Origin of the sequence: Nonomuraea solani, from assembly GCF_900108335.1 — a bacterium.
Classification (GTDB): Bacteria; Actinomycetota; Actinomycetes; order Streptosporangiales; family Streptosporangiaceae; genus Nonomuraea; species Nonomuraea solani.
Genome location: NZ_FNVT01000003.1, coordinates 81,472 through 94,545 on the forward strand (window position 1 = coordinate 81,472; position 13,074 = coordinate 94,545).

10 protein-coding genes and 1 pseudogene are annotated in these 13,074 nt (G+C 66.7%); 1 reads left to right on the plus strand and 10 read right to left on the minus strand.

Translation table 11 applies throughout. The features are described 5' to 3' along the window. Positions 1 to 197 precede the first annotated feature (197 nt). Positions 198 to 1,673, plus strand: coding sequence for a M23 family metallopeptidase (locus tag C4V41_RS66055; RefSeq protein ID WP_200823909.1), 1,476 nt, complete (start codon positions 198 to 200; stop codon positions 1,671 to 1,673). 201 nt (positions 1,674 to 1,874) lie between these two features. On the opposite strand, the gene C4V41_RS11415 is transcribed toward C4V41_RS66055, so the two are convergent. From C4V41_RS11415 to trmD, 10 genes and pseudogenes are all read right to left on the minus strand, one after another. Next, a complete protein-coding gene (locus C4V41_RS11415; RefSeq protein WP_103956506.1) occupies positions 1,875 to 2,741 on the minus strand; it encodes a tyrosine recombinase XerC in 867 nt (288 codons plus the stop codon). Positions 2,742 to 4,068: 1,327 nt separating this feature from the next. Then, positions 4,069 to 5,289 (minus strand): DNA-processing protein DprA, encoded by a 1,221-nt coding sequence (dprA, locus tag C4V41_RS11420; protein ID WP_327536818.1) that lies wholly within the window; start codon positions 5,287 to 5,289, stop codon positions 4,069 to 4,071. A gap of 663 nt (positions 5,290 to 5,952) precedes the next feature. Continuing rightward, positions 5,953 to 7,488, minus strand: a complete 1,536-nt coding sequence (locus C4V41_RS11430) for a YifB family Mg chelatase-like AAA ATPase (protein WP_103955810.1) — start codon at positions 7,486 to 7,488, stop codon at positions 5,953 to 5,955. Then, positions 7,489 to 7,854, minus strand: a complete 366-nt coding sequence (locus C4V41_RS11435; RefSeq protein ID WP_103955811.1) for a YraN family protein — start codon at positions 7,852 to 7,854, stop codon at positions 7,489 to 7,491. A gap of 1,445 nt (positions 7,855 to 9,299) precedes the next feature. After that, a complete protein-coding gene (locus tag C4V41_RS11440) occupies positions 9,300 to 9,623 on the minus strand; it encodes a DUF2469 domain-containing protein (RefSeq protein ID WP_026215037.1) in 324 nt (107 codons plus the stop codon). 39 nt (positions 9,624 to 9,662) lie between these two features. Next, complete coding sequence (locus tag C4V41_RS11445; protein ID WP_103955812.1) at positions 9,663 to 10,331, minus strand: ribonuclease HII; 669 nt, start codon at positions 10,329 to 10,331, stop codon at positions 9,663 to 9,665. A 52-nt stretch (positions 10,332 to 10,383) separates the two neighbouring features. Next, positions 10,384 to 10,977 carry a signal peptidase I gene (gene lepB, locus C4V41_RS11450; RefSeq protein ID WP_103955813.1) on the minus strand — a complete coding sequence of 198 codons (594 nt, stop codon included), beginning with the start codon at positions 10,975 to 10,977 and terminating at the stop codon, positions 10,384 to 10,386. Continuing rightward, positions 10,977 to 11,840, minus strand: coding sequence for a signal peptidase I (lepB, locus tag C4V41_RS11455; protein ID WP_103955814.1), 864 nt, complete (start codon positions 11,838 to 11,840; stop codon positions 10,977 to 10,979). Before lepB (C4V41_RS11455) ends, lepB (C4V41_RS11450) begins: the two co-directional genes overlap by 1 nt. Before the next feature lie 138 nt (positions 11,841 to 11,978). After that, positions 11,979 to 12,338 (minus strand): 50S ribosomal protein L19, encoded by a 360-nt coding sequence (gene rplS / locus C4V41_RS11460; protein ID WP_103955815.1) that lies wholly within the window; start codon positions 12,336 to 12,338, stop codon positions 11,979 to 11,981. A 160-nt stretch (positions 12,339 to 12,498) separates the two neighbouring features. Then, positions 12,499 to 13,044 (minus strand): annotated as a pseudogene (gene trmD / locus C4V41_RS62845) (tRNA (guanine(37)-N(1))-methyltransferase); the annotation flags it as partial. Positions 13,045 to 13,074 lie beyond the last annotated feature (30 nt).

Here is a 13,074-nt window from a genome sequence, read left to right on the forward strand (position 1 = left end):
AAGCTGAAGCGCACAGTTGGCCCGCTACCAAGACCCAAGCTCACGCCCGCCCACTCCCAAACCGCGCAGCCCCATCATCCCGCTTGCCCAGCACCACTCGGCCCCTTCATCCACAACCCATCCGCCCCCGCCACCGGATATCCACAGAACGACGTTCGCCCGTCCGCGAACCGCGCGCCTCCAGCAACACTCCCACCATGAACCTCGCCCCCGCAGCCCTCACCCTCGCCCACCCCACAACCCAAGCCGCCAACACCTCCAACACCCACTCTCCAGCCCTCTACCAGCCCCAACCCACCGCTGCCGTCCCCTCCACAAGCCACAAGACCAAATCGATCGCGACACCAATACGCCGATCCCTCCTAGCCGCGGTCATCTCGGCGACAGTGGTCCTCCAACTACCCGCCCTCCCGGCAAGAGCCTCTCCTCCCACCTGGCGCTGGCCGCTGGACGGCCAACCCCGGGTCCTGCGCCGTTTCTCCCCACCGCCCCAGCCCTGGCTAGCCGGCCATCGCGGCATTGACCTGGCCGCTCCCACATCAACCCCCGTACGAGCAGCAGGAGCGGGCACAATCCGCTTCGCAGGCCCCGTCGCTGGAAAAGGCGTAGTCACCATCGATCACGAGGACGGCCTGCGCACCACGTACCTCCCAGTCACAGCATCAGTACGACGAGGCGACTCCGTCACGCCAGGCACCAAGCTGGGCGTTCTAGAAGCCGCAAAGCCTCACTGCCAGGAGTCCTGCCTCCACTGGGGTCTTCTACGCGACGCCCGATACCTGAACCCGCTCCTACTTCTAGGCCAGGCCCCCGCCCGCCTGCTCCCGTTCTGGCCCTCAACCACCACGGCCTCTCCCCCGAACGCCATCACCGCCCCGCCTGAAACGACCGCAGCCGCCGCAGCAGCCGTACAACCCCCCACATTGGCCGTGGCAGATTCCCCAATCACACCGGCTCTGACCTCTTACCTCCCGCCTGGCAGTTCCGCCCTCTTCCCATTCACATCAGCACTCCACGTCACATCACCAGCAGCCCCACCAAATCGAGCGCTACAGCCCCGCCCCGAAACCCCCGCATCAAGGCCGGAGACAGCACAAGGCACCATCCGCCCACCGCAGCTCCAGGCAGCAACCCTTGCCCCGGCCGCCACAACCCCCGAGTCGAACCAGCCCCCGCACTCCACGGCGACAACCCGACTCCTGACACGCTCGACCTCGACCCCCACCACCTCCGTCATCGGAATAGGCGTGCTGCTCGGGGCGATCCTCCTGGTCACCGCTCTACACCGCAGACTCCGAAGGAGCCGCCTCCGAACAGCCCAGCACCACCCGCCAAGAGGCCAACACCGCAAACAACGCCCCAGAAACGGCGCCAGGAACAGGCGAAAACGCCGAGGCAGAGCCAGCAGCAAACACGGACACAAACCCGGTGCTCAAGGCGAAGACCGAACACGCCCAGCCGAAGACCCGAAAGACCCGAACGCCAGGGACCCGAAGAAGGCCGAAGACGGAGAGTGCCATATCGACCTGCAACCACCCCTACGCCACAGATCAGCCGCCATTGCCCCGATCTCCAGCCCTGTCACCACTACTCCGGTGCCGTTGACAACCCACCGCCTAGCAACCCGTCTCCATCTTCGAAGATCAACCAGCGGTGTCACGGGTGGCAGATGACCGCCTTCACTGTCGTCTCCAATCGGAACGCCCTCGGGCACCCACCAGCGGATGTTCCCTACGCCAGCCTTCGGCACTCACCAGCAGACGCCCCCAACACAATTCCCGGCCATTCACCAGCTGACGCCCACTACACAAGCCCTCGGGCACGCCCCAGCAGACGCCCACCACGCACGAACACGCCCGGCAGAGGTTCTCTGCTCAGGCCCTCGGATGCGCCTGTCGATATGCCGCCCGCAGGCGCTCGATCGAGACATGCGTGTAGATCTGTGTGGTGTTCAACGACGCATGCCCCAGCACCTCCTGCACGCTACGAAGGTCCGCACCACCCTCAAGCAGATGAGTCGCCGCAGTGTGCCGCAAGCCATGCGGCCCCATGTCCGGTGCCCCCTCTACCTGAGCCAGCCGAGCATGCACCACCCGCCGCACGGTCCCGGCATCGATACGACCGCCCCTCACCCCGAGGAAAAGCGCCGGCCCAGACCCCGCCTTCACCCACAAAGGCCGCCCGTGGATACACCACCGATCCAAAGCACGAAGAGCAGGCAATCCGAACGGCACCGATCGCTCCTTACGCCCCTTGCCCAGCACCCTGACGATGTGCCGTTCACGGTCCACATCATCAACGTCAAGCGCGCATAGTTCACTCACCCGCACACCGGTGGCGTACAGCAGCTCAAGAAGCGCTTGATCCCGCAGTTCTTTGGGCTCACCGGTCGAGCCAACCTCGAGAACCGCCTCCGCCTGCCGCTGATCGAGCACGGCAGGCAACGGCCGTGGCGCCTTGGCACTCCCGAGCAGCAACCCAGGATCGACCGGCAGCCATCCTCGGCGATGACAGTAGGCGGTGAAGGTACGGGCGCAGGCGGTCCTGCGCGCCAACGTGGCCCGCGCTTTGCCCGCCCCATGCTGTTCAGCCAGCCATTCTCGGAGCGTCGCGATATCCAGCCCCTCTAGCCGGCCGTCCAGATGGTCGAGCAACGCGTTGACGTCTCCGAGGTAGGCCCGGACGGTGTGCGGGGAAAGATCACGCTCAAACCGCAGATACCGCCCGAACTCCGCCACCACCTCTTCCCTACCCACCTCCGGGCTTCCACCGCTACCCGTCCTCTCCCCGCCGACCACACGTCTACCGTCGGCCGTACCCCCGCCACTTCCCACACGTCTGCCGTCGGCCGTACCCCCGCCACTTCCCACACGCCCGCCTCTGGCCGCATCCTCACCACCGTTCCCCGCACGCCCGCCACTGGCCACGCCTTCGCCACCGACCACACGTCCACCGCCGGCCATATTTCCGCCCCTGGCCGCATCCTCACCGCCGCCCGTGCTTCCGCCGTCGACCGTACTTTCGCCGTTTGCCACATATCCGCCGCTGCCCGAACCGACATTCACGCCCGACTCCTACCGCTGGTCCGAACTAGTAGTCACGCCCAACCAACCTTCGGTTCCCGTCCTGTCTTCCGGTAACGCGCAATTCCTGCGCACGCTCTCCGCTCCTCTGACCGCACGTCCCTACATCGGCCGGCCGCCCGGTCGTTCGCCGCCGTCCCTCGTTGCCTGTACAAGCAGTCTGTGCGTGGTTCCGTCAGCACCAAGATTTCACTGAGCCCGCTCTACGTCACCCGTGCCTACGGCTCTGACGTCCGGGATTCTGCTTCCGCAGGCAGTGGTGTCAGTTGCCCTCCGTGCAGGGCAGCAAAGCGGGACGAGTACGCCTCGCGTCCGTTCTGCCGTACGGACTGCCGCCCACGGCTCTCGCCCTGAGATTGCACCTACAGGGGGTGGCCCCGATGCATCGGCACCCGAATCAGTGCGGAGCTGGGGACATGGTGACGGCCATCGCTTGGTCCTTGGAGGGCCTTGGTCGAGACCTTAGGAGAGCAGAACGATGGCCGCAAACACAGTCTGGCGGCTGAGCAGTGGCTCGCGCAGAGAATCGACCACCGGTGACCCCTACTTTGTGGCGGTCCAGAGCAGATATGTGAGTGAGGGTCGTGGGGGTGGGCCCGCGGAACCTCAGGCGACATCCCAGTGAGCGGTCTGGTTTCTCGCCTGCTCAACCGCGTTTGGCCTGGTAGGCGACCTGCCACTCGATCGTCGATCCACCGCTCAGCGGGATAGCACCTCTCCGAACGGCATCCCGGTGAGCGACGACGTTTCTCGCCTGCTCGACCGCGTTTGGCCTGGTAGGGGGCCTGCCGCTCGACCGTCGATCCACCGCTCGGCGGGATAGCACCTCACGGTGGACGATGTGGTTTTCGCCCGCTTGGCCTCGTGGGGTCTGGTAGACGGCCTGCCGCTCGATCGTCGATCTATCGCTTGGTGGCGTACCGCCTCCAATCCGCTTCTGGGGTGGGCCGTGCCTGATGCGGCGAGCTTTGCTGGTCGGCCTTGGCTAGTCGTGTTCCGGGTCGGGGAACGGTGGGGGTTCGGTTGGGTCGGGGTGCGGGGTGGGCGGGGGTTCCAGGGCGGCGGATTCTGGGGCTTTGGGGTAAGAAGTCACCTGTTTGCGGATGCGCCAGCCCTTGGTGGTTCGCTCTATGTAGCCTGCGGCTGCCAGGCCGCCCAAGGCGCTCAGGGTGGCGTCCAGTCCAATGCCGGCGGCCACGGCTATGGAGGCCGGGCCTGCGCCGCCTCGGGCGGGGATGGCGTCGAGGACTCTCTTGGTCGGTTCGTTGAGCTTGTCCCGGGGGACCACAGGAGCTCGGTTCTGCGTGGCCAGGTCGTCTCCTATGACGCCGACGAGGTCGATCATCTCCTCTGGGGAGGTTATGCAGACCGCCTTGCGTTCTCGGAGGAGTCTGTGGCAGCCGGCTGACATGTCCGAGGTGATCGGGCCGGGGACCGCTCCCAGATGCCTGTTGAGGGTCAGAGCGTGGGTGGCCGTGTTGAGTGCGCCACTGCGGATCGCGGCTTCTACAACGACCGTGCCTCTCGACAGGGCGGCTATCAGGCGGTTTCTGATGAGGAAGCGGGCTCGGGTGGGGTGTACGCCGGGTGGGCACTCGCTGATCACGACCCCCTGATTCCTGACGGCGTTGAACAGGGTGTCGTGGCTGCTTGGGTAGCAGACGTCCACGCCGCAGGCCAGGACTACGACCGTGGGCGCATCGGCTGCCAGTGCTCCTCTGTGGGCTGCTGCGTCCACGCCGAAGGCTCCGCCTGACACGACGGTCCAACCTGATTCGCTGAGGCCGACGCCGAACTCTGCTGCGATGTGCATGCCGTACGACGTGGCGGCTCGTGCCCCCACTATCGCTACGGACTTGAGGCAGGAGTAGCGGAGGTCTGCTGCGCCGTGGACCCATAGGGCGAGGGGGCGGCTCGGGCCTAGCTGGTCTAGTTGGGTGGGCCATTCGGGGCTGCCGGGGGTGATCAGCCTGGCTCCTGATCTTGCTCCTGCTTCCAGGTCGGCGATGGGGTTGGCGGCCGCCAGACGGGCGTACCAGGCGTTCAGGCGGGCGGTCAGGTCGGGTGGGCGGTCTCGCTGGGTGGTCTCTGCGGCTATGAATTCTGGTGGCAGGGTACGGGTACGGATTGCTTTCACCGCCGCTGCGGCGCCGTACTGCATGACGAGGCGGCCCATGATGGTGTCGCCTACGTCTGTGGCACGCATGAGAGCTGCTCTGGATTGGACCTCCACCATGGCCGCGGTTGTCGCCCCAGGTCCAGGTCCAGGTCCAGGTCCAGGTCCAGGTCCAGGTCCAGGTCCAGGTCCAGGTCCAGGTCCAGGTCCAGCCGCGATCATGGCTCCTGGTGTGGCCGTGGGTGGGGATTCTGGCTCGGGTTCTGAATGGCTGGTGGCAGAAGGTTCTGCAGGGGCCCTGCCGGCATGGGGTGCGGCAGGGTCGGGGTGTGTGCTCGTCATGGCGGCCTCTTCAGGTGCAGGTGTGCTGGTCACGGATGCAGGGGCGGGTTGTTCACGCTGTCTGCCGGGACGGCGGCCGCGGCGCAGTTACTCCTCTGAGCGGTGCCTGCGGCATCTGGATTTCTCCAGGTGATGCAAGGGGGCTTTGGGTTCTCGTAGATGGCGTGCGGGATCCGCAGCGTTCCGATGGTGACTCGCGCGATGTACGGCGCCCCCGTACATGGGTGTTTGCGCGATGTCAGAGCGCCATGGGTGGGGATGCGATACAGCTGGCGGGGTGGACGGTGGTGTCCCATCAGCTGGTGGGTCGACGGTCAGTGGGAGGTGTTCTCCAGGCCGCATGTGGGCGAGCAGGCGGTAACCACAGCGTTCTTGGGTGGGCTGTTGGGTGTTTGGGCTTTCTGGTGTGCGCTACGACTTCACCCCTAGCCAGAAGCTGAGGGCTGCGTTGGTTTCGTCTTGTTCTGGGCTGTCCTTGTCGGCCAGATCGGCGAGGGTCCAGGCGACGCGGATGACGCGGTCGAGGCCGCGGGCGGTGAGGGTGCCGGAGTCCAGGCAGGAGGTCATGGGCTGCATGGCGGCGGCCCCGGGGCGGTAGTTGGTGTTGAGGACAGAGGACGGGATCTCGGCGTTCGTGCGCCATGGAGTGCCCGCCAGGCGCTTGGCGGCTCGTTCGCGGGCCGCGAGGACGCGCTCGGCCACCGTTTTGCTGGATTCGACGAACTGGCGGTCGGCCAGGAGTTCGCGCCTGGATGAGCGGACCACCGTGACCTTCATGTCCACCCGGTCCATGAGCGGGCCCGAGAGTCTTCCCAGGTAGCGGCGTCTTACGGTGGGAGAACATCGGCAGGTGTCCCCCTGGTCCTCGGGCTGGGCGCAGGGGCAGGGGTTGGCGGCGAGAATGAGCATGAACCTGGCCGGGAACGTGACCGAGCCCGCTGACCTGGAGACGGTCACGCGGCCGGACTCCAATGGCTGTCTCAGTGCGTCCAGCACGTGGCGGGGGAACTCTGGGGCTTCGTCCATGAAGAGCACGCCTCTGTGCGCCAGGGAGACGGCTCCTGGACGGACGACCGTGCTGCCACCGCCGATGATCGCGGCGGAGGTCGCCGTATGGTGCGGGCTGACGAACGGAGGTCTGCTCATCATGGGGGCGTTGGAGGGCAGGACTCCGGCGACCGAATGGATGGCCGTGACCTCCAGGGCATGATCGAGGTCCAGGTCCGGCAGGAGGGTGGGGAGGCGTTCGGCGAGCAACGTCTTGCCGGTGCCGGGTGGGCCCAGCATCCAGAGGTTGTGGCCGCCTGCCGCGCACACCTCCAGGGCACGGCGGGCCACCGGCTGGCCCACGACGTCCGCCAGGTCGACCTCCGGGCTGGTGGTGGACCGGGGCGGCTCCACGTTCTCCTCGATCTCCAGCTCTGGCGGGTCATCGCCCTTGCGCAACCACTCCACGAGTTGGCGTAGGTGTGCCACCGGTACGATTTTCACGTCGGGTACGAGGATGGCTTCGGCCGCGTTTCCCGACGGGACCACTACCGTGGCGTCGCCGGTCTTGGCTGCCCCCAGGACGGAGGGGAGGATGCCGCGTACAGGTCTGATGCGGCCGTCGAGGCCGAGCTCCCCCAGGAAGAACAGCTCCGCGATGCGTTCGGCGGGAACCACTCCTGCGGCGCCCAGGATGGCCACGGCTATGGCCAAATCGAACTGGGATCCTCGCTTGGGGAGGCTGGCCGGGAAGAGGCTGACGATGATGCGGGCGTCGGGCCATGGGTAGGTGCTGTTGACCATCGCGGATCTGACGCGGTCTCGTGCTTCGCTCAGTGCTGTGTCGGGGAGGCCGATCAGGTGAAAGCCGGCCAGGCCGTTGCCCACGTCGGCCTCGACCTCGACCGTGTGGCCTGCCACCCCGGCCAGGGCCACGCTGCGGGTGCGGGCCACGGCCATCTAGATCGCCCCCTGTACGTGGCGCAGTGCGAAGTCGCCGGCGAAGCGCTCCAGGGCGATCACGTCTACCCGCACGGTCTCGTAGGTGTGGGGCTGGGCGGACAACCATTGGGCGGCAAGCATCCGGAGTCTGGCCAGTTTGGCGGGGCGTACGGACTCCAGCGCCGTGCCATGGGACCTGCCGGAGCGGGTTTTGACCTCGACGACGACCAGGGTGGGGCCGTCTTCGGCGATGATGTCGATCTCGCCGTGGCGGCAGCGCCAGTTGCGTTCGATCACCCGCATTCCCTTGGCTTCCAGGTAGGTCACGGCTAGTTGTTCGCCCTGTTTGCCTAGTTCGAGCTTGAGTTTGCTCCTTGTGACCATGTGCCATCTCCGTCCGGTCGGGTCTGTGCCAGAGGCGTGAGTCAGCCGGCCGGTCCCCGTCCTAAATCTGGGTCCAGGGGGTGGGGTAGGTGGGCTTGGCCTTTGGCTTGGGCCTGACTTTCGTGGATGTGGGGTGGGGGAAGAGGGGCCGAACGTGGTTCTGGGGATGGAGGGTGGGGTGGGCGGTGTGGTTGTGGATAGAGGGGAGGTGGCGAGCCGGGAGGTGGCGGGCCCGGAAGTGGCGGGCCCGGAAGTGGCGGGCCCGGAAGTGGCGGGCCCGGAAGTGGCGGGCCCGGAAGTGGCGGGCCCGGAAGTGGAACCGTGGAACCACGAAGATCGCGAAGGTAGGGACCGCTGTGCGGCAGGGGGCGGTGGCAGGCTCGGCACGACGTGGGATTGGCGCTGGGCGAGTGCGCGGGACGGGTGGGGTGCGGGATAGGGCGCGCTGAACGGTGGAACTATGCGGGACGAGGCGCGGCGAGGGTGTCGTTGGAACGGGCGGGATGCGGGGGATGCGGGGAGCGGGGCGCTGGACAGGGGTGGGTGCGTGGGTGCGGGATGAGGCCACTGCGGGATATGGCGAGGCCCGAGAGGGGTGTGGTGGGCAGCACGCTGTACAGGACGCGCATGGAACAGCACGCGAGGTTGGACGGACGGGCACTCGGCGAGGGGTGCGGCGCGGGGCAAGGACACAATGCGGGATGAGGTGGGCGGGAGATGAAGTGCGATGCGAAGCGGGAGGCGAGGTGGAAGGCACAAGATGAGGCGGAGCGAGGCAGGACGCGAGGTGCTACGTGAGGTGCGACATGACGTTGGGGCGAGCGCGAGATGGAGCGAGCGCCCGGCGAGGGATGAGGCACGGGGCAGGGGCACGACACAGGCTGTGGGCGCGGCGCGGCGCGGCACGAGACGGACGCGGTGAGGGGTTGGGAGCAGGCGGGAGGCGAGGCGCCGTGTAGGGCGAAGCCCCATGAGAGGTGCCTGGCGCCGTAAGAAGTGCGGGCTCCGTGGAGGGCGAACCGCCGTGAGAGGTACGGGTGTCCTGAAGGGCGAAACTCTGTGAGAAGCGCGGGTGCCCTGAAGGGCGAAGCGCCGTAAGAAGTCCGGGCGCCGTGGAGGGCGAAGCTCTGCGAGAAGCGCGGAGCGCCGTGAGAAGCGCGGGACGCTGTGAGAAGCGCGGGGGGCCGTAGGAAGTCCGGGCGCCGTGGAGGGCGAAGCTCTGTGAGGAGCGCGGGGCGCCGTGAGAAGCGAGGCGCTGGGCAGGGGTGGCGGCGAGGTGCTCGGTGTCCGATACGAGGCAAGGGACGCCTGCTACGGCAGCGAGGCCACGTCCCCGCCCTGAGAGCCCCTACAGGTGCACGTAGCGAGCAGACCGCGGTCGCGGGACTCCAGAGCTGTAGTGCGGCCCAGCGGCTGCCGGGCTCGCGATCACATCAAAGGCCCGCCTAGCCTGAGAAGCCTTCCTTTGGCATCTCCAGGTCTGCCTTGGCCAGTTCCTCCACGTTCACATCCTTGAACGTGACCACTCGCACGTTCTTCACGAACCGCGCCGGCCGATACATGTCCCACACCCACGCGTCCTGCATCTTCACGTCGAAGAACACGTCGCCGTTCTCCGCGGTACGGACGTCGAGGTCCACCGAGTTGGTCAGATAGAAGCGCCGTTCAGTCTCCACCACGTACGTGAACAAACCGACGACATCACGGTATTCGCGGTAAAGCTGCAGCTCCATCTCGGTTTCGTACTTTTCGAGATCCTCTGCGCTCATCGCGGTCCTCCTGTCGTACCGGTCCCCCGGTTCGCCTGCTCAGGCAACCCCGGCCCCCATTTCATTTTCACCCATCTCCCGCGCCACCGTGACGAAGGAGAATCGGTGATCAGGACACGGGCCGTGCGTTTCCAGCGCCAGCCGGTGTCCCGGTGTGACATACCCCTTGTGTTCGGCGAAACCGTACAGCGGGAAGCGCGCGTCGAGCGCGACCATCAGGCGATCCCTGGTCACCTTGGCCACGATCGACGCGGCCGCCACGCATGCGGCCACCTGATCCCCCTTCCACACCGCCAGCGACGGCGCCGGCAGGCCTGGCACCGGGAAGCCGTCCGTCAGGATGTACTCCGGGTCACAGGGCAACTGTGCGACAGCGCGCCTCATTCCTGAAACATTGCTCTTGTGAAGACCTTTAGCGTCGATCTCCCCAGGCGGGATGATCACTACGCCCACATGGGAAAGGTTCATGATCTGGTCGTAGAGGCGCTCACGCACCGGCGGGGCCAGGAGTTTCGAGTCACCCAGGCCGTCGATGGGCTTGCGCAGGATGACGGCGGCGACCACAAGCGGCCCGGCGCAGGCGCCGCGGCCGGCCTCGTCGACGCCCGCGATGGGGGTGAGGCCGCGGCGGGCCAGCGCCCGCTCATAGGCGTAGAGTCCGGAATCGCGGCGGACGACGCTCGGTCGAGGGCGGAACGCAACTGTCATGACACAGGCAGCGTACGCCCCATTCGCCGCAAACCGCGACCGAACGCCCTCTCTACTTGACCTTGTCGAAAGTGTCGGGCTGGGAGAAAAGATAGCCGCGCGACAGCGGCCAGTAGCGCACCACGGCCTTGCCGACCACCGCGTCCTCCGAGATGAAGCCCTTGCCCGGCTCCTCCTGGTGGGCCCTGGAGTCGGCCGAGGCGCTGCGATGGTCGCCCATCAGCCACAACTTCCCGGCGGGCACCGTGACGTCGAAGTCGTCGCCGGAGGGGAAATCGCCGGGATAGAGATAGGAGGACTCCTCCAGCGGCGTGCCGTTGACGGTGATGCGCTTCTTGGAGTCGCAGCACTTGACGCGGTCGCCGCCGACGCCGATGACCCGCTTGATGGTGTCTTCGCCGTTCCAGCCCTTGAACACCACGATGTCGCCGCGCTCGGGCTTGCCCGCGAGCTTGTTGACGAACACGCGGTCGTTGATCAGCAGCGTCTTCTCCATCGACACGGACGGGATGTAGAACGAGCCGACCACGAACGCCTGCAGCAGCAGCGCGATGCCGACACCCATGACGAGCAGCAGGACGGTCTCGCGGAACCCGCCCTTCTTCTTCTCTTTCCCCACGCCCTCCGCCTTCTTGGTGACGGCCATCAACGCCTCCTACGCAGCAGCCAGCGTCGACGGACCAGCACCAAGGGTACGGCGAACGCGAAGCCGGCGACCAGCGGCACCGACCCGCCCAGCGCCTGGAGCGCGGGCTGCGCGAACGTGTCGGGGATGTCTATCGAGGAGAACCGGTTGAACGGCCACACGATCACGAAGGCCCGTCCGATGACCTGACCTTCGGGAATGGAGCCGCCGCCCGCGTCGCCGGTGTGCGAGCGGGAGTCGAGCGAGACCGAACGGTGGTCGCCCATCACCCACAGCCGCCCCGGCGGGACCGTGATGTTGAAGAACTTGTCGGACGGCACGTTGCCCGGATAGAGGTAGCTCTCCTCCTCGATGGGCGTGCCGTTGACCGTGATGCGATTCTTGGAGTCGCAGCACTTGACGTGGTCGCCGCCGACGCCGATGACCCGCTTGATGTAGTCCTTCTCGCCGGGAACGATCCCGAACGCCGTGCCGACCCACCGGAAGAACGCCGCGATCGGGTTGGCCGGCTCTTCGAGCTGGAACTCGCCGTCCCACGAGTCGACGCCGGAGAACACCACGACGTCGCCGCGCTCGATGTCGCGGGTGTGGTAGACGAGCTTGTTGACCAGGACCCTGTCGTTCTTGAGCAGGGTGTTCTCCATCGACTCCGATGGAATGTAGAAGGCCTGGACCACGAATGTCTTGATGATCAGGGCCAGCACCAGTGCGACGACGATAAGAACGGGAAGTTCTTTCCAGAACGACCCCTTCTTCTCCTTTTTCTCGCCCTTGGCCGGCTTCTGAGTCTCTTCGGCGACCACTTCCACCTCGTCTTCGACAGGGCGGCGCGCCGCGCCGTGTTCCTGGCTCTCGCTAGTCATCGCTGACGAGCCTAGATGATGGAACGGCTCGACAAGCCTCGACCGACGTTACACCGTGCACGAGTCGCTCCACATAAAGGAAACGGCCCTGTAAAGCCGAATGGCCCGCGCCAGGCGCGGGCCATTCGGATGCGACGGTTACTTGGCGGTCGTCTCGCGCTTCTCGCGGATACGGGCGGCCTTGCCGCGCAGGTCGCGCATGTAGTAGAGCTTGGCGCGGCGCACGTCACCGCGCGTCACGAGCACGATCTTCTCGATCACCGGGCTGTGCACGGGGAACGTACGCTCCACGCCCACGCCGTAGCTGACCTTACGGACCGTGAAGGTCTCGCGGGCGCCGCTGCCCTGCCTGCGCAGCACGAAGCCCTTGAAGACCTGGATACGGGAGCGGTTGCCTTCGACGACTCGGACGTGAACCTCGAGCGTGTCACCGGGACGGAAGTCCGGTACGTCGCTGCGCAGGGTCGCTTTCTCGAGCTCCTGGATCTTCGTGTGCATGAGAGTCTTTTCCTCAAAGTCTTCGCGAGCACGCGGAGGTCCACTCGGCCGCGCCCGAGTCGAGCACGGCGACAGTAGCGGACACGCCTGCTGTCTCCTGGGGCCCCGGGTCAGTCGTTCCCGGGCACGCAACACCGACCGCTGAATGGTCGGCAGCGATTCAGTTTGCCACATCTTTCCGGCCGACGCGAAACGACAGCTCTTCGAGCAGCTTCCTGTCGTGCTTGTCGAGCGTCTCGGGTTCGAGCTCCGACGCCAGTTCCGGGCGGTTCCGTACCGTACGCCGGAGCGCCTCGTCACGCCGCCATCTGGCCACTTTTCCGTGATGTCCGGACAGCAGCACGGGGGGCACCTCGTGCCCTCGCCACACGGGCGGCTTGGTGTAGACGGGTCCTTCGACCAGATTCCGCATCGACCCGGGGGCGAACGAGTCGTCCACGGCCGACTGGGCGTTGCCCAGCACGCCGGGCAGCAGCCTGCCGATGGCCTCCACCATGACCAGCACCGCCACCTCGCCGCCGGCCAGCACGTAGTCGCCGAGGCTGACCTCGTCCACGCGCAGCCGCGTGGAGTAGTCCTCCATGACGCGCGAGTCGATGCCCTCGTAGCGCCCGCACGCGAACAGCAGCCAGGGCTCCCCGGCCAGCTCCTGCGCGAGCTCCTGGGTGAACGGCCGCCCGCTCGGGGTGGGCACGATCATGCGCGGCACCGCCCGAGTCGGTGTGACCCGAGTCGG